This is a genomic window from Actinomadura craniellae, assembly GCF_003289645.1.
In the GTDB taxonomy this organism is placed as follows: domain Bacteria; phylum Actinomycetota; class Actinomycetes; order Streptosporangiales; family Streptosporangiaceae; genus Actinomadura_D; species Actinomadura_D craniellae.
Genome location: NZ_QLYX01000003.1, coordinates 72,615 through 99,241, shown reverse-complemented (window position 1 = coordinate 99,241; position 26,627 = coordinate 72,615). Strand labels below are relative to the sequence as shown.

General features: G+C 71.5%; 25 protein-coding genes. 16 read left to right on the top strand and 9 right to left on the bottom strand.

Annotated elements, in window-relative coordinates; genetic code table 11:
• Positions 1 to 28: 28 nt before the first annotated feature.
• Complete coding sequence (locus tag DPM19_RS07155; RefSeq protein WP_111864027.1) at positions 29 to 1,321, top strand: hypothetical protein; 1,293 nt, start codon at positions 29 to 31, stop codon at positions 1,319 to 1,321.
• A gap of 278 nt (positions 1,322 to 1,599) precedes the next feature.
• Here the strand turns inward: DPM19_RS07155 and DPM19_RS07150 are convergent, their stop codons facing one another.
• Entirely contained in the window at positions 1,600 to 1,821 is a 222-nt protein-coding gene (locus DPM19_RS07150) for a hypothetical protein (protein ID WP_146778764.1), read from the bottom strand.
• 189 nt (positions 1,822 to 2,010) lie between these two features.
• On the opposite strand from DPM19_RS07150, the gene DPM19_RS07145 reads away from it, so the two are divergent.
• Both DPM19_RS07145 and DPM19_RS07140 read left to right on the top strand, forming a co-directional pair.
• Positions 2,011 to 2,178, top strand: a complete 168-nt coding sequence (locus DPM19_RS07145; protein ID WP_111864025.1) for a DUF4158 domain-containing protein — start codon at positions 2,011 to 2,013, stop codon at positions 2,176 to 2,178.
• A 21-nt stretch (positions 2,179 to 2,199) separates the two neighbouring features.
• Complete coding sequence (locus DPM19_RS07140) at positions 2,200 to 2,505, top strand: Tn3 family transposase (protein ID WP_158566717.1); 306 nt, start codon at positions 2,200 to 2,202, stop codon at positions 2,503 to 2,505.
• Positions 2,506 to 2,532: 27 nt separating this feature from the next.
• On the opposite strand, the gene DPM19_RS07135 is transcribed toward DPM19_RS07140, so the two are convergent.
• Together DPM19_RS07135 and DPM19_RS07130 are read right to left on the bottom strand one after the other, a co-directional pair.
• Complete coding sequence (locus DPM19_RS07135) at positions 2,533 to 3,891, bottom strand: ABC transporter permease (RefSeq protein WP_199484909.1); 1,359 nt, start codon at positions 3,889 to 3,891, stop codon at positions 2,533 to 2,535.
• A 2-nt stretch (positions 3,892 to 3,893) separates the two neighbouring features.
• Positions 3,894 to 4,688: an ABC transporter ATP-binding protein gene (locus DPM19_RS07130; protein WP_111864023.1), complete on the bottom strand. Its 795-nt coding sequence runs from the start codon at positions 4,686 to 4,688 to the stop codon at positions 3,894 to 3,896.
• A gap of 151 nt (positions 4,689 to 4,839) precedes the next feature.
• Between DPM19_RS07130 and DPM19_RS07125 the strand changes: the two genes are divergently transcribed.
• Positions 4,840 to 5,439 carry a TetR/AcrR family transcriptional regulator gene (locus tag DPM19_RS07125; RefSeq protein WP_111864022.1) on the top strand — a complete coding sequence of 200 codons (600 nt, stop codon included), beginning with the start codon at positions 4,840 to 4,842 and terminating at the stop codon, positions 5,437 to 5,439.
• Between the two features lie 198 nt (positions 5,440 to 5,637).
• On the opposite strand, the gene DPM19_RS07120 is transcribed toward DPM19_RS07125, so the two are convergent.
• On the bottom strand, positions 5,638 to 6,519 hold the full coding sequence (locus DPM19_RS07120) for a hypothetical protein (RefSeq protein ID WP_111864021.1): 882 nt from the start codon (positions 6,517 to 6,519) through the stop codon (positions 5,638 to 5,640).
• A gap of 418 nt (positions 6,520 to 6,937) precedes the next feature.
• Here DPM19_RS07120 and DPM19_RS07115 point away from each other — a divergent pair, with 418 nt between their 5' ends.
• A complete protein-coding gene (locus DPM19_RS07115) occupies positions 6,938 to 7,549 on the top strand; it encodes a DUF998 domain-containing protein (protein WP_111864020.1) in 612 nt (203 codons plus the stop codon).
• A 7-nt stretch (positions 7,550 to 7,556) separates the two neighbouring features.
• Here the strand turns inward: DPM19_RS07115 and DPM19_RS07110 are convergent, their stop codons facing one another.
• Positions 7,557 to 9,242 (bottom strand): ATP-binding SpoIIE family protein phosphatase, encoded by a 1,686-nt coding sequence (locus DPM19_RS07110; protein WP_111864019.1) that lies wholly within the window; start codon positions 9,240 to 9,242, stop codon positions 7,557 to 7,559.
• Positions 9,243 to 9,498: 256 nt separating this feature from the next.
• Between DPM19_RS07110 and DPM19_RS07105 the strand changes: the two genes are divergently transcribed.
• The 7 genes from DPM19_RS07105 (at position 9,499) to DPM19_RS07075 (ending at position 18,845) form a co-directional block, all read left to right on the top strand.
• The gene (locus DPM19_RS07105; protein ID WP_111864018.1) at positions 9,499 to 12,636 is read left to right on the top strand and encodes a M14 family metallopeptidase; all 3,138 of its coding nucleotides are present in this window, start codon (positions 9,499 to 9,501) and stop codon (positions 12,634 to 12,636) included.
• Positions 12,637 to 13,035: 399 nt separating this feature from the next.
• Positions 13,036 to 13,602 (top strand): sigma-70 family RNA polymerase sigma factor, encoded by a 567-nt coding sequence (locus DPM19_RS07100; protein ID WP_111864017.1) that lies wholly within the window; start codon positions 13,036 to 13,038, stop codon positions 13,600 to 13,602.
• Positions 13,603 to 13,686: 84 nt separating this feature from the next.
• On the top strand, positions 13,687 to 14,061 hold the full coding sequence (locus DPM19_RS07095; protein WP_111864016.1) for an SSI family serine proteinase inhibitor: 375 nt from the start codon (positions 13,687 to 13,689) through the stop codon (positions 14,059 to 14,061).
• Between the two features lie 198 nt (positions 14,062 to 14,259).
• Entirely contained in the window at positions 14,260 to 14,994 is a 735-nt protein-coding gene (locus tag DPM19_RS07090) for an ANTAR domain-containing response regulator (RefSeq protein ID WP_233509954.1), read from the top strand.
• A gap of 149 nt (positions 14,995 to 15,143) precedes the next feature.
• Positions 15,144 to 17,018 (top strand): SpoIIE family protein phosphatase, encoded by a 1,875-nt coding sequence (locus DPM19_RS07085; protein ID WP_111864015.1) that lies wholly within the window; start codon positions 15,144 to 15,146, stop codon positions 17,016 to 17,018.
• Positions 17,019 to 17,164: 146 nt separating this feature from the next.
• Entirely contained in the window at positions 17,165 to 18,310 is a 1,146-nt protein-coding gene (locus DPM19_RS07080; RefSeq protein ID WP_111864014.1) for a glycosyltransferase, read from the top strand.
• Between the two features lie 37 nt (positions 18,311 to 18,347).
• Complete coding sequence (locus tag DPM19_RS07075) at positions 18,348 to 18,845, top strand: DUF6328 family protein (protein WP_111864013.1); 498 nt, start codon at positions 18,348 to 18,350, stop codon at positions 18,843 to 18,845.
• A 60-nt stretch (positions 18,846 to 18,905) separates the two neighbouring features.
• Here the strand turns inward: DPM19_RS07075 and proS are convergent, their stop codons facing one another.
• The 3 genes from proS to DPM19_RS07060 all read right to left on the bottom strand — a co-directional run bounded on the left by proS (position 18,906) and on the right by DPM19_RS07060 (position 21,092).
• A complete protein-coding gene (gene proS / locus DPM19_RS07070; RefSeq protein ID WP_111864012.1) occupies positions 18,906 to 20,354 on the bottom strand; it encodes a proline--tRNA ligase in 1,449 nt (482 codons plus the stop codon).
• An 87-nt stretch (positions 20,355 to 20,441) separates the two neighbouring features.
• A complete protein-coding gene (locus DPM19_RS07065) occupies positions 20,442 to 20,855 on the bottom strand; it encodes a DUF2795 domain-containing protein (protein WP_111864011.1) in 414 nt (137 codons plus the stop codon).
• Positions 20,856 to 20,867: 12 nt separating this feature from the next.
• Positions 20,868 to 21,092, bottom strand: a complete 225-nt coding sequence (locus tag DPM19_RS07060) for a DUF6158 family protein (RefSeq protein WP_111864963.1) — start codon at positions 21,090 to 21,092, stop codon at positions 20,868 to 20,870.
• Positions 21,093 to 21,339: 247 nt separating this feature from the next.
• On the opposite strand from DPM19_RS07060, the gene DPM19_RS07055 reads away from it, so the two are divergent.
• From DPM19_RS07055 to DPM19_RS07045, 3 genes are all read left to right on the top strand, one after another.
• Entirely contained in the window at positions 21,340 to 22,239 is a 900-nt protein-coding gene (locus DPM19_RS07055; protein ID WP_111864010.1) for an ABC transporter permease, read from the top strand.
• Between the two features lie 61 nt (positions 22,240 to 22,300).
• Entirely contained in the window at positions 22,301 to 23,083 is a 783-nt protein-coding gene (locus tag DPM19_RS07050; RefSeq protein WP_111864961.1) for an ABC transporter ATP-binding protein, read from the top strand.
• 67 nt (positions 23,084 to 23,150) lie between these two features.
• Positions 23,151 to 23,672: a YbhB/YbcL family Raf kinase inhibitor-like protein gene (locus DPM19_RS07045; RefSeq protein WP_111864009.1), complete on the top strand. Its 522-nt coding sequence runs from the start codon at positions 23,151 to 23,153 to the stop codon at positions 23,670 to 23,672.
• Between the two features lie 265 nt (positions 23,673 to 23,937).
• Here DPM19_RS07045 and DPM19_RS07040 read toward each other — a convergent pair whose 3' ends face one another.
• Positions 23,938 to 25,302 (bottom strand): KamA family radical SAM protein, encoded by a 1,365-nt coding sequence (locus DPM19_RS07040; RefSeq protein ID WP_233509953.1) that lies wholly within the window; start codon positions 25,300 to 25,302, stop codon positions 23,938 to 23,940.
• A 432-nt stretch (positions 25,303 to 25,734) separates the two neighbouring features.
• Here DPM19_RS07040 and DPM19_RS07035 point away from each other — a divergent pair, with 432 nt between their 5' ends.
• The gene (locus tag DPM19_RS07035) at positions 25,735 to 26,475 is read left to right on the top strand and encodes a DUF998 domain-containing protein (protein ID WP_111864008.1); all 741 of its coding nucleotides are present in this window, start codon (positions 25,735 to 25,737) and stop codon (positions 26,473 to 26,475) included.
• Positions 26,476 to 26,627 lie beyond the last annotated feature (152 nt).

Here is a 26,627-nt window from a genome sequence, read left to right as displayed (position 1 = left end):
TGCCAGCCGACCCTGCTCCGAGGAACTCATGACCTACATCGTGGTTCTCCTGTGCCTGGCCATCGCCGGCCGGGAGCTGTATCTGGCGTTCGACCGGCGGCTGCCCAACACGCAGGCCGACCTGCGCGCGCTGCGCGGCGAGGTGCGCGGCCTGGACGAACGGGTCGGCGAGTTGTACACCCGGCTCGCCGGCGGGCGGGAGGCGGACCCCGCCCCGCTCGCCGACCGGCCGGACACCGGCGACCGGATCGACGAGCTGGCCGACCGGGTCGCGCAACTGGAGTCGTCCGACGGCGCCGAGACCGCCCAGCGCATCACCCGACTCTCCGCCCGCCTCACCGCGCTGGAGCTCGCCGCCGAGCCGTCCGGCGGCCCGCCGAACACCCGGGCCCTCGACGCCCTGACCGAGCTCACGACCCGCCTCACCGCGCTGGAGGCCGCCGCCGCGGACGGCACCGGCCTCGCGGCCCGGGTGGCTGCCCTGGAGAGCGCGGCCGGCGCCCCCACGGCACCCGAAGCCCGGGACGAGCAGACCGCCGAGCTGGCCGACCGGGTCGCCGCGCTAGAGGCGCGGAACACTTTCGCGGAAGCGGAGGCCGCACGGGTGGCGGCGCTGGAGGCCGGCGGCCCCGGCGAGCACGCGGACGAGCTGATCGCGCGGATCGCCGCGCTGGAGGCGAAAAGCCGCACCGAGGACACGAGCGAGCTGGCCGCGCGGGTCGCCGCGCTGGAGGCGCGGGGCGGCGTCGAGGGCGCCGGCGGGCTGGTGGAGCGGGTGGACGTGCTCGAACGGGACCAGGAGTCGGTTCCGGCGCTGGCCCGGTCGCTGGACACGGTGGAGTCCACGATGAACGGGCTGCGCCGGGAACTGTTCGACCGGCTGGACCAGGCCGACGACACCGTGCACGGCCTGCTGCTCGGCGACGACCCGGTGGACGAACCCCTGCTCGCCGCCGCGTACGAGCGTTGCCTCAAGGAGGCCGGGCTGCGGGTGCGGCTGCGCGAGGAGGCCCTCGACGACCGCCCCTGGCACACGGTCTACCACCTGTCCGGCCGGCCCCCGGCCGAGGTGGCCCGGGAACTGCTGGTCGCCGCCCGGGAGAGCGGACCCGATTCGGCCCTGGGCGCGCTGCTCGCCACGCTCGGCGAGCAGCGCGCCGGGATCGCCCGCATCGGCCCCTTCACCGCCGCCCGCACCGGGCGCACCCTGACCTGCGGGGTACTCGACGACACCCCGGTGCACGACCCGGAGTCCGCCGCGACCCGCATCGCCGAACTCCCCATGGTCGCCCGCGCCGACCTGTACCACCTCCTGGGCTGAACCACCGAACGACCCCGGCCGGACGGCTCCGAGCCGAAGCGTCGCGATAACGACCCGCGTGGAACACGCGGCCCACGAAGCGACGAGCACGGCTGGCCTTGGCACGGTACTGATGGTGAGCGGGCGGGCCTGTCCCCCCGCGGCGGCCGAACACGACCAACACGGACCGGCAGGAAACATCCCACCCGGCGGCCGAGCACGACCGGCACAGACCGGCACAGACCGGCGAAGAAGCGACCCGTGCGGTGCCCGGCTGCCGCGGACAGTCGGCCGCGGCGCTACCCGCGGCGCCGGCGCCGCTGGATCCGCTCGATCCGGCTCGCCGCCCCCTCAGGTTCATCGATCCCCAACTGGACGCGGCGTTCCAGCCGGTAGGTGACGGCTTCGCCCAGCGGGGAGTCGGGCGCCTTCTGCCAGACCTTCGGCCAGCGGGACTTCAACCGCTGCTCGACGGCGTCCTCGACGACCGCGTCCGGCACACCCTTGGCCGCCGCGAGCACCTGGCGCGCCCGGTGCCGGTTGGCGCGATGGGCCAGCGCCCGGTTGCGCGGGATGTTCCTTCTGGAGGACTTGTCGTTCTCGGCCCGCGAGGAAGCTGAGTGCAGAAATTAGCGGTAGGGAGGCGATCTTCGTTTCGGTTCGGTGACGGGGTGGGTTTGCCCTGGTGAGGGCCCGTACGTTCCGGGGTCATGCCTTTCGAATTTCTCTCTGATGAGCAGGTCGCCCGCTATGGCCGGTTCCCGCAGGAGCCGTCGCCGGGCGAGCTGGAGCGGTTCTTCCGGCTGGATCAGGCCGCGCTGGAGCAGGTGGGGGAGCGGCGGAGCCTGGCGACGAAGCTGGGTTGGGCGGTGCAGTAAGGCACCGTGCGGATGCTGGGGGTGCTTCTGACTGAGGAACCCACGACGGTTCCGGCTGGCGCGGTGGGGTTCGTCGCCGAGCGTTACCGCGAGGGCATGGAGGACCAGCTCGGCGCGCTCAACGCCGCGGTGTGGTGGAACACCCTCTACCTGGACGCCGCCGTCAAGCAGATCCGCGCCGACGGGTTCCCCGCCACCGACGAGATGTGCGCCGGGCTTTCGCCCATCACCTACGAGCACATCAACTTCCTGGGCCGCTACGCCTTCACCCGCACCGATGCCGCGACCGGGCTGCGGCCCTCCCACGATCCGGCTGCTGAGCGCTAGTCGGCGGCCGGATCGTGGAAGGGGCGGTCAGGGGGCCATTGCGTCGACGGCCGGGGTGCGCAGCATCCTGTGCGCGGTTCCCAGCGCGGCGCTCAGGGTGGCGGTCACCGCGACGGCGATGATGGCCAGCAGGACCCAGGCCGGGAGGTCGGGGATCCAGCGGTCGGCGCGGACGATGCTGTAGGGCAGCACGGTGACCGCGCTGGCCAGGACACCCAGGACGGTGCCGGTCGCCACGATCACCAGGCCCTCGGTGCGGACGGTCCGCAGTACTTGGGCGGGTGTGGCGCCGGCGAGCCGCAGCTGGGCGAACTCGCGGCGGCGGAAGGTGGTCGAGGCGACCAAGGTGTTGATCAGCATGATGCAGGCGAACACCACGATCATGCCGATGACCACGAGGTTGAGCGTCTGGATGTTCTGCTGCTCGTTGCTGCGCAGGTAGCCGGTGGCGGCGACGGCACGGTTCTCGATGAGCTGCAGATACAAAATGCCGGTGCCGATGCCGGTGAACAGGATGATCGGCATCAGCGCGCTGGCGGCCTGCCCGGTACGGCGCCGCAGGTGCTGGACGGTCAGGTAGCCGGCCGCGCCGCGGCCGTGCAGCAGCCGGCCGGTCAGGGCGGTGGTGGCGCGGACCAGGCCGGGGGCCAGGAGCGCCAGCCCCATGGAAGCCAGGATGCAGGCCTGCCCGGCGACCGGCATCGCGTCCGGACCCTTGTCGGCGAACGCGGTGACGGTCAGCACGCCCAGGTAGAGGCCGCCGATCAGCAGCACGGCCGCCGGCACGATGCGCTTCCAGGTCAGCCGGACCGGGCCGGTCGCGGCGCCGATCACGGAGACGGCCACGCTGACCCGGGTGGCCTGGCGGGCCGTCCACAGCGCGGCGATGACCGCCGAGCCCACGGTGACTCCGAATCCGACCAGCAGCGCGATCGTCCCGAACGCGAACGCGACGCCGCCGGCGACCTGGCCGGTGTCCTTCAGCAGGCCCAGCAGGAACCGGCCCAGCAGGTAGGACGGCGCCACCGCGGCCGCCGCGGCGGCGACCGAGACCAGCGCCGCCTCCCCCGCGATCATCCGCACGATCTGCGCCGGCGTGGCACCGGCGCTCTTGAGCAGCGCCGTCTCGGTCGCGCGTTGCCGCACTGACAGGCCCAGGGTGGAGACCACCGCGAACACCACCAGGCACATGCCCCAGCCGCCGACCACGCTGCCCATGGTCGTCAGCGTCTCCGAACTGATCGCGTCCACCCCGGTGCCGCGACCGGTGTCCAACATCGAGGCGAACGACATCACCATCACCGCGCCGAACAGCAGCACCAGGAAGCTGCCGGTAAAGGCACCGGCGCGGCGGCGCAGCGAGGCGCGAGCCAACCAGAACACCACCCTCACACCCCTTCGGCGACGCGGCCGCGGGCGGCCTGGTCGGTGAGCCGGGTCATGGCGTCGGCCACGGCCGCGGCGGTCGGCTCGGCCAGCCGGCCGACGAGGCGGCCGTCGGCCAGGAACAGCACCTGGTCGGCGTGGGCGGCGGCCACCGGATCGTGGGTGACCATCACCAGCGTCCGGCCGTCGATGCGCACCGCCTCCTGCAGCAGCGCCAGCACCTGGCGCGCGCTGCGGGTGTCCAGCGCGCCAGTCGGCTCATCGGCGAACACCACCCGCGGCCCGGCGACCAGCGCCCGGGCGATCGCCACCCGCTGCTGCTGGCCGCCCGAGAGCTGCGCGGGCAGGTGGTCCAGCCGATCGGCGAGCCCGACGCGGGTCAGCACCTCCACCGCCTGCGTACGGTCGACGCGCTTGCCGGCCAGCCGCAGCGGCAGCGTTGCGTTCTGCAGCACCGTCAGGGTGGGCAGCAGGTTGAAGTGCTGGAAGACGAACCCGATCCGGTTGCGGCGGAACCTGGTCAGCTCCGCTTCGGTGCCGCCGCTCATCTCCACACCGTCCACCAGCACCCGGCCGGAGGTGGGGGTGTCGAGCCCGGCGGCGCACTGCAGCAGCGTGCTCTTGCCCGATCCGGACGGGCCCATCACGGCGGTGAACGAACCGCCGTCCAGAGCCAGAGAGACACCGTTGAGCGCCCGCACCGTGCCGCCCGGCGACTCGTAGTGCCGGGTGACCGCGTCCAGGCGCAACGCCTGTCCAGAAGCAAGAGGAGGAGTGACCATGCCTTGTTGAAACATCCAGAGTCCTTCGCGATGGGCAGACGATCGGTCCGTGGCGTGCCTGCGAGTCGATGCGACAGCACGACACGGCCCGTGCTGTTTCCCAGCAAGGATGCACAGCAGGGTGCCCAAAGTCAACACGGCACGTGCCGTGTACTAGCCTGGTGGTATGACAGACCATCAGCCCGTGCGCGCCGCCGACCGAACCGAGAGGATCAAGGGAGCCGCGCTCGAAGTGGCCCGCGAGGCCGGCTTCGCCAAGCTCAGCATCGAAGCGGTCGCGGCCCGCGCCGGCGTCAGCAAACACACCGTCTACCGCCGCTGGCCCTCCCGCGGACTGCTGTTCCTGGATGCGGTCCTCAGCCTCAACACCGCGGGCCTGGGCCACCCCGACACCGGCGACATCGTCGCCGACCTGCGCACGGTGATGACCACAGCCACGGACCTGCTCGGGCGGCCGCCATGGGGGCCGCTGTACCAGGACCTGATCGGCGAGGCCCAGCACGACCCCGAAGTCGCCGCCGCGCTCAACCAGCGCTTCATCGCCCCCCAGACCGCCGACACCCTGGCCCGCCTCAAACGGGCCATGGACCAGGGCCAACTCGCACCCGACTTCGACCTGGACCTGGCCATGGAGATCCTGTCGGGCCCGCTGTACTTCCGGCTGCTGATCACCCAGCAACCGCTCACACACGCCTACATCGACCGTGTCCTGCACGCGGTCTTCGCCGGAATGAGCCCCAGATCGCAATACGACGGCCGACCATGATCCGCGGAGCGGTACACCAGGGACCCGACCGAGGCCGAGGCAGAACCACGGCCTGCGCCGACGTGACACAGAATCCGCATTGTGTGAGAGAAAATCGGGGCGGGAGACGCCACCCGCAGACACGGCCGGACATGAACCGACAGGCCGTCTCGGCCCGGTTCAGGAGAAGTGGTAGTGCCCGAGCATCCAGGCGGTGAGTCAGGGGCGGAGGAAGCGGACGGCTTCGTCGCCGGGGGCGGTGGGGGCGATTTCGAAGGCGAGCAGGCACCATGGTCTGCGGTCGTCGCCGAGATACAGGCAGAGGCCCAGGTGCAGGGACGGGTCGATGACGACCACCTCGCGCACCTCGCGCAGCGTGCGGCGGGCCGTGGCCCGGCTGGCCGGTCGCCAGGGGTCGTGCAGTGCCCGGGCCAGGGTGCGGGCGGCGTACCACCACAGTGCGGCGGCGTCCACGATCCGGGTGCCGGTGTTCCGCAGGTCCGCCAGGATGACCGCTCCGGGGACCGCCGTTTCGGGGCTTCCCGTCGGCACGGCGAGGTCCGGTGCCGGCAGTCCGGTCGCCGCCGCGTCGATCACCCAGACGCCGGTCGGGGCCGGCGCGGCTGGGGTGGGCGACGGCGGCTCGGCGGCGGGATAGGGGTTCCAGCCGGTCACGGCGTCGTCGGGCGGAGCCGCGGGCACCAGCCGGGCGAGGACCTCGGCGGGCGGCAGGGCCGGGAGAACCGGGCCGGAACCGAAACGGGCGATCAGGTCGAAGACCAGGCCGGCCTCGCCCACCCGGGCGGGGACCTCCAGCCCGGCCTCTCCGGTGGGGTCCTCACGGTCGCGGTCCAGCCCGAGTTCACCGGCCTTGCGCACCACCGTGGCGAGCAGGCCCAGGCCCGGGAACAACCCGTGCAGCACCACCAGCGCGGCCTGCCAGGTCATCCCGCCGAGGAAGCCGGTCACGAACTCGTCGGACAGCGATCTCGGCCGGGCCGCCGCACGCACCCGGTCCGGCCGCGCCATCAGCCCGCGGCCCACCGCCTGCCCGCCGGCCGGGTCCGGGGCGTCGAGGGGCGCGGGCCGGTCCGCTCCCAAAGGTTCGCGCTCACCGCCCGGCACCTCAAGCCCCGCACCACCGGCCGAAGAGTCGATCTCCTGCCACTCACCCCGGCCGGCCAACCGCTCCGCGCCCCGCCCAAACGGCTCGCGCCCGCCACCCCCCGCCTCAAGCCCCGCACCACCGGCCGGAGTGCTGACCCCCTGGTGCTCGGCCGGGCCGGTCGGGTGCTCCGCGTCCCGTGCGGCCGGGCGGGAGATTCGCCACAGCGGGCTCGGTGGCCGAGATGGAAGGGCCCGGACTCGGTAGCGGTATCTCATGGGCCGATCCTCCGTCCGGCGGGCCCGCCCCGGCAAGGGTTCGGGATTCCTCGGCACGAGTCGTCGAAATCACCCGAGCCCGTTCGACGAGCCGGTGACGGGCCGGAACGACCGGGCCGGAGACAGGAGACAGAGCATGAACACCATCTCGGGCGCCGCCCGGCCGCTGCTGGGCTGCGGGATCGTCGCTGGGCCGCTGTACGTGGGCGTGTCCGTGGCCCAGGGGCTGGTCAGGGACGGCTTCGACTTCGGGCGGCACGCCTGGAGCATGCTGGCCAACGGCCCCTACGGCTGGATCCAGTCGGCCAACCTGATCCTGGTCGGGATCCTGGTGGTGGCGTTCGCGGCGGGCCTGCGGCGCGCCGGCGCGGGGCGGGCCGCGTCGTGGCTGGTCGCGGTGTTCGGCGCCGGCATGGTGGCGGGCGGTGCCTTCCCCGCCGACCCGGGGTTCGGGTTCCCCGCGGGGACGCCGGACGGGCCGGGCACGGCCAGCCTGTCCGGGACGCTGCATCTGGCCCTGTCGGGAGTGGGCTTCGTGTGCCTGGTCGTCGCGGCCTTCCTGCTGGCCCGCCAGTTCGCGCCGGTCTGGACCCGGGCCGTGGCCGTCGCCTTCCTGGCCGGCTTCGGGTGCATCGCCACCGGCGGCGGGGCCGTCTGGGCGAACCTGGTCTTCACCGGCGCGATCATTCTGGTCTGGGGCTGGGTGACGGCCCTGGCCGCCGACGAGTACCGGGGCGCCTCCGCGTGACCGGGATCTAGGGTAGGACGTGCTCGAACCAGACGATCTTGCCGTGGTCGGTGCGGCGGACGCCCCAGCGCTCGGCTATGTACCCCACGAGCTGGAGGCCCCGGCCCGACTCGTCGGTGAGCGAGGCGTCGCACAGGTACGGCAGCTCCTGCCCGTCGTCGCCCACCTCGCACAGCAGCGAGTTCGCCCGGATCAGCCGGAGCGTGATGGCGCCGGCGCCGTGCACGAGGGCGTTGGTCACCAGCTCGCTGACCAGCAACTGCATGCTGTCGGTGAGCTCGGACAGCCCCCAGCCGGCGAGCCGTTCGGCCACCTCGGCCCGGACCCGGCCCACCATGGCGGGTTCGGCCGGCAGTTCCCAGAACGCCACGTCCTCGGCCGGGATGCCGTCGCACCCCACCGCCACCAGCGCGATGTCGTCGATCGGCACCGCGGGGGCCAGCGACTCGATCACCTGGTCGCAGGCGTCGTCCAGGGACGGCGGGGCTCCGGCGAGCTCCTTGCAGAGGGCGGCCACGCCCTCGTCGATGTCGCGGCCCCGGCGCTCGATCAGCCCGTCGGTGAACAGCACCAGCCGGGCGCCGTCGGGCACGGGGATCTCGACGGTCTCGAACGGGACCCCGCCCACCCCGATCGGCAGCGCGGCCGGCAACTGGACCGGTTCGCACGCGCCCCCGCCGGGTTCGACCAGCACCGGGAGCATGTGCCCGGCGTTGGCGATCTGGCAGGTGCGCGCGATGGGGTCGTACACGGCGTACAGGCAGGTGGCGATGCAGCCCTCGCCGAGCCGCTGGGCCAGCTCGTCGAGCAGCGAGAGGAGCCGGTCGGGCCGGGGGTCCTGGCCGGCCAGGGTGCGGACGGCGGTGCGCAGCTGCCCCATGATCGCCGCCGAGGTGAGGCCGTGGCCCATCACGTCGCCCACCACGATGCCGAGCCGGCCGCCCGTCAGCGGGATGGCGTCGAACCAGTCGCCGCCGACCTGCGCGGCCTGCCCGGCCGGCTGGTAGCGGAAGCGCACCCGCGCCCCGGCCACCTCGGGCGGGTCCTCGGGCAGCAGGCTGCGCTGGAGTTCCTGGGCCACGCGCACCTCGCGCCGGTAGAGCCGGGTGTTCTCGATGCACAGCGCGGTGCGGCGGCACAGCTCTTCGATCGTGGCCTGGTCGATCTCGTCGAACGGTGGCCGGTCGGGCTTGCGCATCAGCGCTATGCCGCCGAGCACCTGGTCGCGGGCGACCAGCGGGACGACCAGCAGGGTGCGTCCCCTGATCAGCGGGCGCAGGTCGCGGCCCCCGGTGAAGTTGGCGGCGATGCGATCGGCCAGTTCCCGCTCGACGTTCGCCAGGTGGATGGTGCGGCGGGCCCGCATCGCCTGGATGAACGGCGAGGCCGCGGGCAGCCGCAGCGTCTCGCCCTCCGGCACCAGCTTCCCCCACCGGTCGGGCTCGTCGTTGTGCACCACCGCGAGCCGCCGGGTCAGGGTCAGCTCGTCGTGCTGCTCGGGAGCCATCTCGTAGTCCCGGACGACCCGCTCGAGTAACTGCACGCAGGCGAAGTCGGCCAGCTCGGGCACCAGGACCTCGCTGAGCATCGTCGCCGCGTGGACGTGGTCGAGCGAGCCGTCGATGCGTTCACCGGCGGCCCCGATGAAGGCCAGCCGGTCGCGAAGCTCTGTCTCGCCGATAGCGATCACCACGTGAAACCCTCCCCAGGTGGGGTGGCTCCGATGACACCCCCGAAACTCGTGGTACAGGGGACGTTACCGGGCGTACAGCAATTGCGCCGGGTATACCGCCAAAGAGTCGGCCGCGATCAGGGTGTTTAGGTGATCCCTATCACGGGCGCAAGTCCGTGACCAGATCCGGCAAATGCCACCATTCTCTCATTGACCTGCATTTCCCTCAGAGAGACCATCACGCATCACCTTTTCTAGATCTCAGCTGAGAGGTGCGATGAAGCGCAGGTCAGTGCCCATCGTCGCCGCCCTGGCAGTGATCCTCTTCGGATCGCTGCTCTCGGCGCCGGCCCATGCCAGCCCCAAACCAGCCCTCCCCGCCGGTGACACCCTCGATGTCTACACCGGCCAGCTCACACCGGAGCAGTTCAAGATCCTGAACAGCGCCGGAGTGGACCGTGACGACGTCGCCGTCGGCCGGACCCAGAACGGCCGCACCCAGGTCGAACTGGTACTGAACGGAATCCAGGTCAGGGACCTCGCCCGCCGGGGGGTCCCGCTGACCATCAAGAAGATCAAGGGCAAAACAACCTCCCAGCGGGCCACCGCCCTCCAGGAAAAGGTGTTCCGGCCCTACAGCGGCGCGGGCAACATCCGCGAGGAACTGCTGCAGGTCGCCGCGGACCACCCCGAGATCGCCCAGGCCGTCACCATCGGCAAGTCCCACCAGGGCAAGCCGATCACCGCCGTCCGGGTGAGCAAGGGCGTGGCCAAGCTCAAGGACCGGCAGCGCCCGGCCGTGGTCTACCAGGCCACCCAGCACGCCCGGGAGTGGATCACGCCTGAGATGGTGCGCCGGCTGCTGCACCACTACGTGAACGGCTACGGCACCGACGCCCGGCTGACGAAGATCATCAACACCACCGACCTGTGGTTCATCCCGGTGGTCAACCCCGACGGCTACGACTTCACGTTCACCGAGGGCAACCGCCTGTGGCGCAAGAACCTGCGCGACAACGACGGCGACGGCCAGATCACCGGCCAGGACGGCGTCGACCCCAACCGTAACTTCCCCTACAAGTGGGGTTACGACAACGAGGGCTCCTCGCCGATCCGCACCTCCGAGGTCTACCGCGGCCCCCGGGCGGGCTCCGAGCCCGAGACCCAGGCGCAGATGAACCTCGCCCGGCGCATCCAGCCCAAGTACCTGATCAACTACCACTCGGCGGCGGAGCTGCTGCTGTACGGCGTCGGCTGGCAGGCGCTGACCAGCAGCCCCGACGACCTGATCTACAAGGCCCTGGTCGGCGACATCGACAAGCCCGCCGTGCCCGGGTACAACCCGCAGCTCGGCGCCCAGCTGTACACCACCAACGGCGACACCGACGGCTGGATGGACAACGTCGGGGGCGCCCTGTCCATCACCCCGGAGATGTCGACCTGCGTCGCCGCGTCCAACGTGGACCCGAACGACGCCTGGCGGCCCGAGGACTGCGGCAGCGGCTTCGAGTTCCCCGACGACGAGAAGCTGATCCAGGGCGAGTTCGCCAAGAACGTCGAGCTCGCGGTGTCCACCGCGCTGTCGGCGCACACCCCGGACGAGCCGGTCTCACCGGTCGGCCGCACCGTGCCCGACTTCGAGGTGGACGACTTCACCACCTCCTACGGCGACGAGCAGGACGTCGCCGCGGTCATCCGCCGGTCGCTGAAGGACAAGCGGCTGAGCTACCGGATCAACGACGGCCCCACCCGCTCGATCAAGGTCGGCGAGTGGCAGGGCGGCGAGCGCTTCGGCGACGAGAACCACCACTACTTCGCCGAGTACCGCGCCACCGTGCCGAAGCAACGGCCGGGCGACAAGGTCCAGGTCTGGTTCAGCGGCGTCAAACCCGGCAAGGGACGCGTCAACAGCCAGAGCTTCACCTACCGCGTCCGGGACCTCGGCCGCGCCAAGGTACTGGTGATCGCGGACGAGGACTACAAGGGCATCAACCCGACGTACCCGGCCGGCACCACCGCGCCCAAGTACGCCGGGCAGTACGTCGACGCCCTCAAGGCCAACAAGATCGACTCCCTGGTCTGGGACATCGACAAGGACGGCGTGCCGCACGACCTCGGCGTGTTGAAGCACTTCAAGGGCGTGGTCTGGTACCTGGGCGACAACCGGCTCACCCAGGACCCGGCCGACGACCCGGTGCAGACCTACGTCGGCCCGTTCCCGGACTCCCAGGTGGCCGACCGGGCCCTGGAACTGGTGCTGAACGTGCGGTCGTACCTCAACGAGGGCGGCAAGCTGCTCTACACCGGTGAGACCGCGGGCTACTACGGCCCGCTGGCCCAGGCCAACGGCGGCGGCATCTACTACGGCCTGAAGGGGCACCCGGAGCGGCCGTGCGTGATCACCGTCAACCCGCGGGACGACTGCGAGCTGTTGTCGGACGACTTCACCCAGTACTACCTGGGCGCGTACGACCGCGGCGCGATCCGCAACCCGACCAGGTTCGAAGGCTCGGACCGGCCGTTCACCAAGGTGCTGGCCGACCTGGCCGGGACGCCGTCCAACCCGCTGAACGAGGCGGGCGGCTTCCAGGTCACCAGCTCGGTGCTGCCGGCCGACCAGTTCCCGCAGTTCCGCAGCTGGAAGGCGGGCGACTACACCGGCGCCACCGGGCCCTACGAGCCGATCGAGGGTTCCTGGTACGTGGCCGGCGGTCACGAGGACTCGCTGTACCGGCGGCTGACCCGCACAATCGACCTCACCGGGGTCACCGCGGCCCAGGCGCCGACCCTGCAGGCGCAGCTGTCCTACAGCACCGAGACCGGGTACGACCATGTGCTCGTTGAGGCGCACACGGTCGACGCGGACGACTGGACGACGCTGGCCGACAAGAACGGGAGGACCAGCACCAGGGTGCCCACGGAGTGCGAAGCCGGCTACTTCATGGACATGCACCCCTGGCTGGGCCGCTACCTCACCGGCGGCAACCCGTGCACCAACACGGGTACCAGCGGTAGCTGGAACTCGTTCACCGGAAACTCCAACGGCTGGGTGCCCGCCGCCTTCGACCTGTCGGCGTACGCCGGCAAGAAGGTGGAGGTCTCCATCGCCTACGTGAGCGACCCGTTCACCGGCGGTTCCGGCCTGTACGTCGACGACACCCGGGTCACCACGACCGGCGGCCAACTCGACGCCGAGGGCTTCGAGTCGGGGCTCGGCCCGTGGGCGATCCAGGGCGCGCCGGCGGGCAGCCCCGGCAACTTCAGCGAGTTCGTCCGGTCGCAGGCCCTGGTGGACCTGGTGTCCGCCGTGGCGACCCGCGACTCGCTGATCCTCGGGTTCGGGCTGGAGCAGCTGAAAACCCCGGCCGAGCGCAACGCCGTCCTCGGCCGCGCACTCGACCATCTGCTCGGCTAGTCCGAACCCGACCCGCATGACCGACCGATTGAAGTAGATCTTCTGGCCCCACAGTCATGGGGCCAGAAGATCTACTTTTTGTGCGCCAGGCCACGCAACCTTAACGGCCGCACCATGCGTCTTACATGACAAGAAAAAGTTATAGATCGAGTGGCCGCCCGCCGCCCATGACGGCCGGCGAACCGTTCCCCGGTACGACCATGCGGCCGCTTCAACCCTTCGCCACCGCGGCCGGAACGGCCCCTGACCGCACGTCGCCGTGCGGCCGTGAACCCGCCGGCACCGGTGGCGCGTACTTCGCCCGGGCAGCACAGGCGCGAGCCCGGGACCCACGTGCGGACGGCCCGACGCCCGTCCGGAGGCGGAGGGCCCGCCCAGACCAGACCGCAGGGAGCGCTGATGACCACCGTCGCCACGCCCGCCCGCGAGCAGGAGCGCTACGAGCGCGACGTGCTCCCCTACATCGACCCGCTCTACGCCAGCGCCGTGCGGATGACGCGCAACAGCGCCGACGCCGAGGATCTGGTGCAGGAGACGCTCGCCAAGGCGTTCGTCAACTTCCACCAGTTCCAGGAGGGCACGAACCTGAAGGCCTGGCTGCACCGCATCCTCACCAACAACTTCATCAACGGCTATCGCAAGCGGCAGCGCGAGCCGCAGCGCGCCGGCACCGAAGAGCTGGAGGAGTGGCAGCTCGCCCAGACCGAGTCCGACCACGCCGGGTTCCGCTCGGCTGAGACCGAGGTGCTGGACCGCATCCCCGACTCCGCCGTGGTGAACGCGCTCCGGTCGCTGCCCCGGGAGTTCCGCGACGCGATCTACCTGGCGGACGTCGAGGGCTACCCCTACAAGGAGATCGCCGCGATGATGGGCACCCCCATCGGGACGGTCATGTCCCGGCTGCACCGCGGCCGGCGGCAGCTGCGCGAGCTGCTGACCGACCGGCGGCCCGCCGTCGCCGCCTGAAAACTCCGCACCACGCGAAACCCGCGCCTCCGGGTAGCGACATGGATACAGTGAGCGACGATCAGCTCACCTCACGGAGTGTCCATGCCGTATCTCTTCAGCGCCCTGCTCGGCGCGTCGCTGGCGCTGCTGCCCGGCACGCCGGCGCCCCAGCCCGCCTCCGTCCTCAGGCTGACGGTCACCCACCCGGGCGCCAAGCTCTCCGGTACCCGCACCGTCGAGTTGCACTGCGATCCGGCCGGCGGCTTCCACCCGCACGCCGACGCCGCCTGCCGCGAGCTCGTCGGGCGCGGGGGCAGGATCGACCGCGGGTTCGCGGCGAGCACCTGCGCCGCGATCCACCAGCCGGTGCTGGTCGAGGCGATCGGGCACTGGCGGGGCAGGCCGGTCGCCTTCCGCACCGAGTACGGCAACGACTGCCTGCGGGCGGCTCACTCCGGCCGGGTCTTCGAGTTCTGATCTACCTTCCCTTGACCTTCCGGTTCGCCACGTCCCGGCGGTAAAGGCCGCCCCACCGCATAGGGCTCCCGGCTGGGGGTACGGCGCGATTGGCCCGGCACGCGGCCCGGGCGTCCGAGGGAAGGAAACCCGCGCATGGAACCGGCCGTATCCGCTCCGAAGAGGATGGTGCTCCTGCGCCGGGATACCGTGAACGACGTGCCCGTCTCCACACTCCGCAGCGTCATCTCCGACGAGATCGCCATAGAGATCGCCCGGCTGGGCATGGTGCGCGAGTCCTCCGACGCGACCACCCTCCACCGGGTCACCGAACTGGCCTCCCGGGCCGTCACCGGCTGTGCGGGCGCCACCAGCGTCCGCTGGTCCCACTCCGACCGGCCCGAGCCGCTGGTGGTCGCCGCCAGCCACCCCGACCTCGCCGACCTGGTCGACCTGCAGATCGCCCGGGGGAGCGGCCCCAGCTTCGACGCCGTGCTCGACCGGACCTCGGTGAGCTGCGAGGACACTCTCGCCGAGACCCGCTGGCCGGAATACGTCCCCGCCGCGCTGCGCCGCGGCGTCCGCTGCTTCAACACGACCCTGTACGAGAACGACCGGGTGCTGGTGACCCTCAGCCTGTACGGGGTGGTCCCCGGAGCGCTGGACCCCCGGCATCTGGCACTGGCCGAACTGCTGGTCGCGCAGAGCGGCGCGGCGGTCTCCAACACCCGGCAGTACGACGACGTCCACCGCACCGCCGTCCAGCTCCAGCAGGCCGTCGAGGCCCGCGCGATCGTCGACCAGGCCAAGGGCATCCTGATGCACGCCCTCGGCTGCGACGCCGACCGGGCCTTCGCCGAGCTGCGCCGCATCTCGCAGACCCGGCACGTCAAGCTGACCGCCATCGCGCAGCGGATCGTGGCCGGTCACGGGCACCTCGACGACGGCCGGTAAGCCCCCGGTATCCCTCCGCTGACCTGCGAATCCGTCTCCCTGCCGGGAAATGTCGCGGGCACCGCCACCGCCGCATAGGCTGCGGCCATCGGTGTACGCCGCACGCCCCGACCGGCGGGGCGAAGTCATCACTCAGCAGGGAGCGGTGAATGCCAGAACAGCTCGAGCCCGATGTACTGATGCGCGAGATCAGCGAGCTCGAGGGCCGGATCGAGGAACTGCGCCAGGCCTCGGCGATGCCGCGATCCGATCTGCGGGCGACACTCGACGCCGCCCTGGTCGAACTGGGGATGGCCCTGGCCACGCTGCGCACCTTCGGCACCGACCGGGCGGGCTCAGAGGACCGGTCGGCCGCCGCAGAGAACGAGCGGCGGGTGCTGCGCACCGTCTTCCAGGACGCCCCCGTACCGCTGTTCCTGCTCGACCGCGACTGCAACGTGCGGCGGGTGAACCGGCAGGCCGCCCAACTGCTGGACACCTCCCCGGGATACGTCTCCGGCAAACCGTTCACCGTGTTCTGCGACCTGCCCACCCGCGCCCCGCTGCGCTCCCAGCTCGCCGCGGTGGTCCGCAACGGCCGGCGCCGGCACGCCGACGTCCGGTTCCTGGGCCGCAAGCAGCCGGTCGAGGCCGTCGTCACCCTCGCCCGGGTGTGGATCAAGGGTGAGCCCGAGCCGCTGGTGGTGGCTGCGGCGGCACCGAAGGGCGGGACGCTGCCCGAGACGCGGCAGCCGCGGCGCGCCGAGGGCGACGACGAGGCGGTCGCCACGGTGGTCCACCGGATGGACGTGCTCGCCCGCGCCGGCGAGCTGCTGCTGGACGAACCGGTGTTCAACGAGTCGGTCGCGCTGCGCCGGTGCGCCCGGCTGCTGGCCGGCGAACTGTCCGACTGGGCGATCATCGACCTGCTGCAGGACGGCGAGCTGACCCGGCAGGTGGTCATCGGCCCGTCCGGCGACCAGTCGGCCCCGGTCGCCCGGGCGCTGGAGGACCTGGCACCCGTCCCGGGAACGCTTCCCTACACCGTGTTCACCGAGCGGCGGGCCATCCTGCACCCGCACGTGGAGGACCTGGCCATGCTCGGTACGCTGCCCGACGGTGGCCCGGCCTGCGGGCTGATGGGAGCCACCTCGGTGCTCAGCGTCCCGATCGAGGAGAGCGAGGGCTGCCTCGGCGCGATCACGCTGACCGGCAGCGGCGAGCACGGCCCGTTCGACCTCATGGACCTCGGGGTGGTGCAGCGGCTGGGCCGGTACCTGGGCCTGGTGGTGCGCGCCTCCCGGCTCTACCGCCGCCGCGCCGAGGTCGCCGACACCCTCCAGGCCAGCCTGCTCCCCCAGCGGCTGCCCGCCGTCCCCGGGCTCGACGTGGCCGCGCGGTACATCTCCGCGGCCCGCGGGGTGGAGGTCGGCGGCGACTTCTACGACGTGTTCCAGACCGCCGGCGGCTGGGGTTTCGTGCTCGGCGACGTCTGCGGCAAGGGCGAGGAGGCCGCCGCGGTCACCGCCACCGCGCGGCACGGCGTGCGGCTGCTGGCCCGGTGGAAGAGCGCGCCGACCGAGGTGCTGGGCATGGTCAACCAGGCGCTGCTCGACGAGGACCGGTTCGTCACCGCGGTGATGGCCGGGATGGAGATCGGCGAGAACGGGCTGGCGCTCACCCTCGGCACGGCCGGGCACCCCCCGGCGATCGTGATCCGGCAGAACGGGGTGATCCGCACCGCGACCGGCGGCGGGGTGCCGCTGGGGCTGTTCGAGGACTTCGAGCCCGCGGTCGAGTCGATCTCCCTGGACGAGGGCGACACCCTCTTCCTGCACTCCGACGGGGTGCTGGACGCCTGCGACCTGATGCGCGAGCGGTTCGGCCACGAGCGGCTGATCGAGCTCCTGGCGGCCCACGCCGACCGGCCGGTGGGCGAGATGCTGATCGCCGTCGAGCGGGCGCTGATGGACTTCTGCGACGGGGATCTGCGCGACGACGTCTCGATCCTGGCATTGCGGGTACTGCCCCGAAGTCTCAACTGAAGCCCTGCATCATCCCAGAACATGCCCGAATTTCCCGGTTTCTGGTTTGGGATCGCTCTTAGTTGGCAGACTCCTTACATCTGATCTCGTGCCTAAGAAGCAGGCACAACCCCCTGTGACAGGTGTGCGCCCGTGGGAGTTGTGCTGTGAAGATCGCCATGGTCTGCGAACGGACCGACACGCACGTCGGCGAACTGGCCCGCGAACTGGGCCGCCAAGGCCATCACGTCACCCTTGACGTCCGGCGCGACTGCCCGGAGCCGCGCGACCGGGTGCGCCGCGACCCCGGGGTGACCGTCGAGTACGTCCCCGCCGGCCCGCCCCGGCCGCTGCCCGACGACGAGACGCTGCCCTACCTGCCCGACTTCGGGCGGCGGCTCGCCGAACGCTGGGAGCGCACCCGGCCCGACATCGTGCACGCCCACGCCTGGCTGAATGGCCTGGCCGCGCTGGCTGCCGCCCGGGACCTGGACCTGCCGGTGGTGCAGACCTACCACTCGCTGGGCGTGGTGTGCAGCCGGCAGGGCGACCCCGGCCACCCCGCCCGGATCCGGCTGGAACGGGCGATCGGCCGGACGGCCGACGTCGTGATCGCCGGCTGCTCCGACGAGGCGACCGAGCTGCTGCGGATGGGCGTCCCCCGGACCCGCATCAAGATCGTGCCCGGCGGGGTCGACGGCGGCCGTTTCTCGCCCGACGGCCCGGCCGACCCCCGGGGCGACGCGCACCGGCTGCTGGCGCTGTCGCAGGCCGGAGCGGACACCGCGATCGCCGCGCTGGGCCGGATCCCCGACACCGAGCTGATGATCGCCGGCGGGCCGCCACGGGAGGAACTCGACAGCGACCCGGCGGTGCACCGGCTGCGGGAACTCGCCGAGCGGGGCCGGGTGGCCGACCGGGTGACGTTCCTGGGTGACGTGCCGCGCCGGCAACTGCCCCGGCTGCTGCGCTCGTCCGACCTGGTGCTCACCCTGCCGCCGTACGGGCCCGCCGAGCCGGTGCCGCTGGAGGCCATGGCCTGCGGGGTGCCGGTGGTGGCCACCGAGGTGGGCGGGCACGCCGAGACGATCATCCACAACGTGACCGGCATGCACGTCCGGCCGCGCCAGCCGGTCGAGCTGGCCCGGCTGCTGCGCGACCTGCTCGCCGACCCCACCCGGCGGCACGCGATGGGCATCGCCGGGGCCGACCGCGCCCGCTCCCGCTACTCGTGGGAACGGATCGCCCACGAGACCGCCGAGGTCTACGCGCGGGTCGTCGAGCTCAGAGCCCCCGTCACACCCACCCCCTGAGTGAACCCGTCCCCGCGGCGGTGAAAGGAACCCCCCGATGACGCACACAGCCGAGGGCGGCCGGCACACCGGTACGTCCGACGAGAGCCACAAGGAGCGGGTGGACCGGGAACTGCTGGAGATGCTCCAGGGCTTCCGGGTGGCGACCACCGGCGTCCAGGTGCTGTTCGCCTTCCTACTGACCGTGCCGTTCGCCTCCGGGTTCGACCGGCTGACGACCGCCGGGCGCGACCTGTTCTACGTGGCGCTGTTCGCGGCCATGCTGGCGACGATCTGCTTCATCTCCCCGGCCGCCCAGCACCGCATCCTGTTCCGCCAGGGCGACAAGGAGCGGCTGCTCCACCGGTCGAACAAGTACGGCATCCTCGGCGCCCTGTCGCTGGCGGTGGCGATCACGGCCGCCGCCACGCTGATCATGGAGATGATGGTGTCGACCCTGGCGGCGACGATCACCGCGGCCCTGACGGCCGGGCTGGCCGCCTGGGCCTGGTTCGTCCAGCCGATGCTCGCCCGGAAGCGGGAGACCCGCCACTGAAGACCCCGGTCTCGGCGGGCGGGGGGTCGCCCGCCGAGACCGGTTCCAAACCCGTCGGGCTCAGTACGAGCGGCCGAAGATGACGCGCTTGCCGTAGGCCGACGGCTGGTCGCACTTGACGCAGCGGCCCTCCTCGGCGGGGCCCTCGGCCGGGATGCAGCGGGGGGTCGCGGCCGTGTCGGCCTTGATCTCCTCCTCGCACTCGGTCCGGCCGCAGTGGAAGGCCAGGGACCAGCCGGTCGGCACCTGCGCGGCGAAGTCGGCCCAGCTGTCGGCCGGCCGGGTGTTGTCCTCGCGGAACGCCTCGGCGCGGGCCAGCAGGAACGCCTGGAAGTCGGCGAGGATGCCGGGCAGCAGTTCGGGCACCCGGTCCAGCGGGACCGCTTCCTTGCCCTGGGCGTCGGCCGTGGGCAGCCGGCGGGCCAGCGTGACGACCCCGTTGTCCAGGTCGCGTGGGCCGATCTCCAGCCGGACCGGCACGCCGCGCATCTCCCAGTCGTTGAACTTGAAGCCGGGCGACAGCTGCGGCCGGTTGTCGTCCACGTGCACCCGGATGCCCATCGACTTGATCGCGGCCCCCAGCCGCCGGGCGGCCTCGCCGGTGCGCTCGGCGACCTCGCCCCGCCCGATCGGCACGATCACCACCTGGTAGGGCGCCAGCCGCGGCGGCAGCACCAGCCCCTTGTCGTCGCCGTGGGTCATGATGACCCCGCCGATCATGCGGGTGCTCATGCCCCAGGAGGTGGTGTGCGCGGGGACGAGCTTCCCGGCCTCGTCCTGGTACTGGATCTCGAACGCCTTGGCGAAGTTGGTGCCGAGGTAGTGGGACGTGCCGGCCTGCAGCGCCCGGCCGTCGCGCATCATGCCCTCGATGGTGTAGGTGCGGACCGCACCGGCGAACCGCTCGCCCGGCGTCTTCTCGCCCGCCACCACCGGCATCGCGGCCAGTTCGCGGGCCAGCGAGGCGTACGCGTCCAGCGCCCACATCGTCTCGCGCATCGCGTCGTCCTCGTCGGCGTGCGCGGTGTGCCCCTCCTGCCAGAGGAACTCGGTGGTGCGCAGGAACATCCGCGGACGCATCTCCCAGCGGACCACGTTGGCCCACTGGTTGAGCAGCAGCGGCAGGTCGCGGTGCGAGTCGATCCACTTGGCCATGTACTCGCCGATGACCGTCTCGGAGGTGGGCCGCACGACCAGCGGCTCCTCCAGCTCCTTGCCGCCGGCGTGGGTGACCACCGCGAGTTCGGGCGAGAAGCCCTCCACGTGCTCGGCCTCGCGCCGCAGGTAGGACTCCGGGATGAACATCGGGAAGCTGGCGTTGTCGTGCCCCGCCTCCTTGATGCGCCGGTCGAGGTCGGTCTGCAGCAGTTCCCACATCCGGTACCCGTACGGCCGGATCACCATCGTGCCGCGCACCGGCCCCCGGTCGACGAGCTGCGCCTTGATGACGACCTCGTTGTACCAGGCGGAGAAGTCTTCGCTCTGTGGTGTAACGCCTTCACGACTCACGAGGGAGAGCCTACTAACTCATGGCCGCCCGAGATGCAAGAGCGCCGGACATCCGGTTTCCACGGATGTCCGGCGGCTCCCGGGCGGTCAGCCGCGGCGGCCGGGCGGCGGCTCGGTGTGGACGCCCATGGCGCGGACGAGCTCACCGACATTCCGGAACTTCCGGTCGCCGGGGACGCCGCTCACCGCGAGCAGCACGTTGCCGGGGGCGTTCGCCCGTTCCAGGGCTGTCAGCAGCTCGCCCCGGCTGGCCGGGAAGGCGCCCGGCCCCAGGACCTGGGCGATCTGGCTGCGCCAGGCGACCTCGCGGGGGGACATGCCGCCGGGGGCGCCCGGCTGCCGGCCCGGAGGCTGCTCGGCCGAACCCGCCGGCTCCTCCAGCGCCTCGGTCTCCCGCCAGCGCTCCGCGTGGGTGCTGCCGTTGCCGCGGATCAGCCCTTGCGTCTCGTGCTTCATCTGGTCGTCCAGCCGCGGGCCGTGCTTGGAACTGTCGCGGTGCATCCGATCCCCTCCTCAGATCCTGGCGCGGGCACCCTCCCGCAGCCGTTCGGGATCTATCTCCCGTTCCGGACGGCGGCGGAGATACTCGGCCTCCAGGTCGGCGGTGCGTCGGGTGTGTTCCTCCATGGCCTGGTCGGCGGCGTGCCGCAGGGCGTCGAGCCGGGTCGCGTACAGGTGACCGAGTTCGCGCAGCAGGTCGTCGTCGCTGAGCAGGCCGGGGTCCAGTCCGTGTGCCATCTTCCCCTCCGCATCCGCCTTCACATCGAATCGGCGCAGATGCACCTACCCGGCGGACCGGGCGCAAACATCACCCACAAACCAGCCCTGTGCGGACATGTCCTACAAAAGATCACAAATGGGCGGACACTGAGGGCGAACGTCACGCACACCACCCCGTCTGCAATAGGCTTCGCGGCATGAGTCACCCGGAAAAGCCCGGTGCCCCGGGTGGCGAGCCGGTCGAACGATCGCGGAGCCCCCTTCAATGAACGCCACCACCAGCGACTCCCTGGCCGAGTTCGCCGCGCGGCACGGGCTGACCAAGAGCGCAGCCCGCCCGCCGTTGCGCAAGTACATCGCCGATCTCTGGCAAAGACGCACTTTCATATGGCAGTTCGCGTCGTCCAAGAGCATGGCGATGTACACCTCCTCACGGCTGGGCCAGCTCTGGCAGGTGCTCACCCCGCTGCTGAACGCCGGGGTCTACTTCCTGATCTTCGGGGTGCTGCTGGGCACCGACCACGGCGTCACGAACTTCGTGCCGTTCCTGGTGACCGGGGTGTTCGTCTTCTCGTTCTGCCAGCGTTCCCTCACCGCGGGCGCCCGGTCGGTCGGCAACAACCTGTCGCTGATCCGGGCGCTGCACTTCCCCCGCGCCACGCTGCCCTTCGCCTTCGTGATCGTCGAACTGCAGCACCTGATGGTCGCGATGCTCGTGCTTGCGGGGATCGTCCTCGCCTTCGGCGAGCCGATCACCTGGCACTGGATCCTCCTCGTCCCCGCGCTGGCGCTGCAACTGGTGTTCAACATCGGGGTCAGCCTGATCATCGCCCGGATGGGCGCCTTCATCCGCGACGTCCAGCAGTTGCTGCCGTTCATCATGCGGACCTGGCTGTACGCCTCCGGCGTGATCTTCGCGATCCCGGCCATGGCGCACAAGTTCAAGGACCACCCCTGGGTCATCGACCTGCTGGCCGCCAACCCCGGCTCGGTGTACGTCGAACTGGTCCGGACCTCCGTGATCGACTCGTATCGCGATGATCTCGTGACCCTGAACTGGGGTACCGGTCATCTGTGGTGGTACGCCATCGCCTGGGCGGTAGTCGCCTTCGCTGGCGGGTTCTGGTACTTCTACCGTGCCGAAGAGAGGTACGGACGTGGCTAACGTCAAGGAAAAGACCGGCAAGCCCGTGGCCAAGACCGGCAAGGGCAAGCAGCGGCAGGACATCGAGCAGCCCGCGGTGGTCATCGACCCCACCCGGGAGCCGATCGTCGTGGTCGACGGCCTGCACATCGTCTACCGGGTGTACGGGGCGGGCGGCGAGAAGGGCTCGGCGGCGACCGCGCTGATGCGGGTGGTGCGCCGGCAGAACCGGCCGCAGATGAACGAGATCCACGCGGTGCGCGGGGTGTCCTTCGTGGCCTACCGCGGCGACGCGATCGGCCTCATCGGCACCAACGGCTCGGGCAAGTCCACCCTGCTCAAGGCCATCGCCGGGCTGCTCCCGCCGGCCGGGGGCGGGGTCTACACCGACGGCCAGCCGTCCCTGCTGGGGGTCAGCGCCGCGCTGATGCGCGACCTGTCCGGCGAGCGCAACATCGTCCTGGGCTGCCTGGCGATGGGCCTGACCCCGCAGCAGACCCGGGAGAAGTACGACGAGATCGTCGAGTTCGCCGACCTCAAGCCGGGCTTCATCCAGTACCCGATGAGCACCTACTCCTCCGGCATGGGCGCCCGGCTGCGGTTCGCCATCGCCGCGGCGCGCACCCACGACGTGCTGCTGATCGACGAGGCCCTGGCCACCGGCGACGCCAAGTTCAAGCGGCGCAGCAAGGCCAAGATCGAGGAGCTGCGGCGGGACGCGGGCGCGGTCTTCCTGGTCGCGCACAACCTCGACGTGATCGAGGAGACCTGCAACCGGGTGATCTGGCTGGACGACGGGCAGATCCGGATGGACGGCGACCCGGCCGAAGTGATCGCCGCCTACACCGAGGCGACGAGCAAGTAGCGCCCTGAAGATCCACGGCTGCTGATAGGTATGGGGAGTCCGTAATCCTCACCCCTGGAGGTAGCGCATGGCCGGCCAGGCTCCGCTCCCCTACGACCATCTGCCCGAGGTCCCCTCGTTCACCGTCACCAGCGACGACGTGGCCGACGGGGCCATGCTCGCCGACGCCCAGGTGTTCGACGACTGGGGCTTCACCGGCGGCAACCACTCCCCGCAGCTGAGCTGGTCGGGCTTCCCGGCCGGGACGCAGAGCTTCGCGGTGACCTGCTTCGACCCCGACGCCCCCACCGGCAGCGGATTCTGGCACTGGGTGCTGTTCGACGTCCCGGCGGACGTCACCTCGCTGCCCACCGGGGCCGGCGCCGCGGACGCCGCGGTCGGCACGCACGCCCGCAACGACTACGGGAACAAGGCGTACGGCGGGGCCGCCCCGCCGCCCGGCACCCCGCACCGTTACGTGTTCGCGGTGCACGCCCTGGACGTCCCGGAACTCGGGGTCGACGCGGACACCAGCCCGGCGGTGGTCGGCTTCAACGTCACCGCGCACACCCTGGCCCGGGCGGTCATCACCCCCGTCTACGGGCACTGAGCCCCGGGCCGCACACCGATCCGGCAGCCGGCACCGCCTCGGGCCGCACACCGATCCGGCAGCCGGCGTCGCCCGGGCCGCGCACCGATCCGGCGGCCGGCACCGCCTCGGGGCACGCGCCGATCCACCCGGAGACGGCGTCACCCCAGGACACGGCCGATCCGCCCGGAGACGGCGTCGCCTCGGGGCGCGGGCGCCGGGTTCCGGCCGCCGGCGGCCGGCGTGGGCGGACGCCCCGGCGCGTGCGCCGGGGCGTCCGCCGCCGTCACGGGAGGGACGGGCCGCTCGCCGCGAGGTCATGCGCCGCCGAGCCGCCGAGCGTCAGGTGCTCGAACGGGAAGGCGTCCGCGAAGGCCGGCTTGAGGTCGTCCAGCCAGATCGCCGACGGGTCGTACTCGGCGTAGAACGGCCGGTTCACCAGGTCCGGGTCGCGGCACTGGATGAACTTGAGGGCGAAGACCTTCTGGCCGAAGAGCTCCACCACGCCGTCCACGCAGACCTTGCCGGGCGTGGCCGACATGGACGGCCCGCGGACCGTCCGGGCCAGCCCCGAGATGCCCTGGTAGGCCTCCCGGAAGATCTCGTACGCCTGGCCCAGCGGGACCGCGAAGTAGTCGCGCGGCCCGGTGTCCCGTTCCACGAACATGTAGTACGGGATCATGCCCAGCCGGGTCTGCGTGCGCCACATCGCCGACCAGTCCTCGGGCCGGTCGTTGATCGAGCGGATCAGCGGGGCCTGGGTCCTGATCACCGCTCCGGTGTTCCGGATCCGGCGGACCGCCTCCCGCACCATCGCGGGCTCCAGCTCGCGGGGGTGGGTGAAGTGCGCCATGAAGGCCAGGTTCTTGCCCGCCGCGACGACGCGTTCGAACAGCCGGAGCATGTCGTCGGCGTCCGGGTCGGTCACGAACTTCTGCGGCCAGTAGCCCAGCGACTTGGTGCCGATCCGGATCGACTCGATCTGTTCGAGGTCCAGCAGCGGCTCGATGTAACGCCGCAGCACCGACTCACCCATGATCATCGGGTCGCCCCCGGTGAACAGGACGCTGGTGACCTTCGGATGGGCGATCAGGTAGTCGCGGAGCCGGTCGATGTCGTCTCCGGCCATCTTCAGGTCGGGCTCGCCGACGAACTGCGCCCAGCGGAAGCAGTACGTGCAGTAGGTGTGGCAGGTCTGCCCCTGTTTGGGGAAGAACAGCACGGTCTCTTCGTACTTGTGCTGCACGCCGGGCATCGAGTCCGGCACGTTGAGCTGGAGCTGGCCGGCCGGATGCGGGTTCAGCCGCATCCGCACGGCCCGGGCCGCGGCGTCGATCTCCGCCTTGGGGGCGTCGCGGCGCAACAGGTCGGCGATGCGCGCCACGTCCTGGGCGGGGAGCATGTCCTCCTGCGGGAAGACCAGCCGGTAGATGGGGTCGTCGGGAGCGGCGGACCAGTCGATCAGTTCGTCCACGACATAGGCGTTGGTCCGGAACGGCAGGACCGCGGCTACGGCTCTGGTGGCCAGCCGCTGCTCGGCCGAGAGACCCGCCCGGGCGGTGAGCTCGTCCAGGTGCTTCACGGTGAGGGCGCGGAACTTGCGACCGGCGGTGGGCGCGGTCGGTGCGACCGCGTCGTTGACCAATGTCACGTTGGGATGACTCCTTGGTGTGCGGGCTCCATCAGAGGCGCCGCGATGCCCCGCGTGTTCGCGGGTACGGCGGGACCGCACGGCGCCCAGGACACGCCGCCTCAACACCGTCGAGGCGGCACGGGGACACACCTCCTCACGGCCAGGCCCCGCCACTCCGTCGGGCCGGGGCAAAACGTGTTGTAACCCTTGTACCGTTGCCCAGTACCCAAGGACGCACGCCGCGCGGAGTCACCTGGTCAGCGCCCCCGCGGCCCGGTCCGGGGCACCGGGCACCGGTGGGGCCATCTGTACAACGACAGCACATGCGCAAAAGGTTCGCCCGGATTCCGGTTTCCGGGCATGGATCACGATCAGCGGCCTTTCCTGTCCGCCATGCTCCCTATGCTGGGCGGACGTCGGACATGACGGGGACATGACGGGGAGGGGTGCGTGGGGTCGGTGACGCCTGGACGCCGGGCCGCGCTGCCGGCCGCACTCGCCGGGGTCTGCTACTCCTCGTTCCTGCTGGAGCACTTCCTCAGCCCCGACCTCAGCTCGGTCAACGGCTATGTCAGCGAACTGTCGGCGCGCGACCAGCCGTACCACCTGGTGTACGGCGGGGGCGACTTCGTCACAGGGGTTCTGGTGATCATGGTAGCCGGGCTGGTGCTGCGGACCCGTCCCCGCGGATGGGCGGCCGTCGGGTGGACCCTGTTCGGGCTGTTCGGGGTGGGCGCGATCGGCGACGCCGTCTTCCCGCTCGACTGCGCGCCGAGCCTCGACACCACCTGCGCCCTGCACGAGCGGGCCGGCGCGGTGTCGTTCTCCCACCAGTTCCACGCGGTCACCAGCAGCACGGTCGTCTGTTTCGGGACGCTGGCCCTGGCGACCCTGGCGATCGCCGCCCGGCGGACCGGCCGGTGGCCGCCCCTGGCCCGCTGGGGCCTCCCGCTGGCCGCCGCCGAGGCCGGGTTCGGCCTCGTCACGGTCGTCCTCATGGTCACGGGCGGCCCGCTGGGCCTGACCCAGCGCATCCAGATCGCCATCCTGTGCGCCGCCCTCCTCCTCGTTGCCCACGCCCTCTGGACGGACCGCCCCCGACCGGGCCATCCGGAGAGTACACCCGGCCCCCGCGCGCGGAGCGAGCCCGACGAACGCGGTCGCCCCCCGCGAGCGGAGCGAGCCCGATGAACGCGGTCGGGCGCGCGCCGTCTGGACTGAGGAGGGTTCAAGATCGTGAGGAACGAGCGATCTTGAACGTGACGAGGGAAGACGGCGCGTCAAGCGCCCGACCGCCGCGAGCGAAGCGAGCCATGAACACAGAGCGAGCCATGAACACAGAG

Excerpts from the sequence above, each read along its gene's own strand:
- DPM19_RS07115 (WP_111864020.1), top strand. The coding sequence starts at position 6,938 with ATGAACACCATCTCGGGCGCCGCCCGGCCGCTGCTGGGCTGCGGGATC.
- DPM19_RS07085 (WP_111864015.1), top strand. The coding sequence starts at position 15,144 with ATGCCAGAACAGCTCGAGCCCGATGTACTGATGCGCGAGATCAGCGAG.
- DPM19_RS07130 (WP_111864023.1), bottom strand. The coding sequence starts at position 4,688 with ATGTTTCAACAAGGCATGGTCACTCCTCCTCTTGCTTCTGGACAGGCG.
- DPM19_RS07055 (WP_111864010.1), top strand. The coding sequence starts at position 21,340 with ATGAACGCCACCACCAGCGACTCCCTGGCCGAGTTCGCCGCGCGGCAC.
- DPM19_RS07095 (WP_111864016.1), top strand. The coding sequence starts at position 13,687 with ATGCCGTATCTCTTCAGCGCCCTGCTCGGCGCGTCGCTGGCGCTGCTG.
- DPM19_RS07105 (WP_111864018.1), top strand. The coding sequence starts at position 9,499 with ATGAAGCGCAGGTCAGTGCCCATCGTCGCCGCCCTGGCAGTGATCCTC.
- DPM19_RS07075 (WP_111864013.1), top strand. The coding sequence starts at position 18,348 with ATGACGCACACAGCCGAGGGCGGCCGGCACACCGGTACGTCCGACGAG.
- DPM19_RS07065 (WP_111864011.1), bottom strand. The coding sequence starts at position 20,855 with ATGCACCGCGACAGTTCCAAGCACGGCCCGCGGCTGGACGACCAGATG.
- DPM19_RS07045 (WP_111864009.1), top strand. The coding sequence starts at position 23,151 with ATGGCCGGCCAGGCTCCGCTCCCCTACGACCATCTGCCCGAGGTCCCC.
- DPM19_RS07100 (WP_111864017.1), top strand. The coding sequence starts at position 13,036 with ATGACCACCGTCGCCACGCCCGCCCGCGAGCAGGAGCGCTACGAGCGC.
- DPM19_RS07125 (WP_111864022.1), top strand. The coding sequence starts at position 4,840 with ATGACAGACCATCAGCCCGTGCGCGCCGCCGACCGAACCGAGAGGATC.
- DPM19_RS07145 (WP_111864025.1), top strand. The coding sequence starts at position 2,011 with ATGCCTTTCGAATTTCTCTCTGATGAGCAGGTCGCCCGCTATGGCCGG.
- DPM19_RS07155 (WP_111864027.1), top strand. The coding sequence starts at position 29 with ATGACCTACATCGTGGTTCTCCTGTGCCTGGCCATCGCCGGCCGGGAG.
- DPM19_RS07060 (WP_111864963.1), bottom strand. The coding sequence starts at position 21,092 with ATGGCACACGGACTGGACCCCGGCCTGCTCAGCGACGACGACCTGCTG.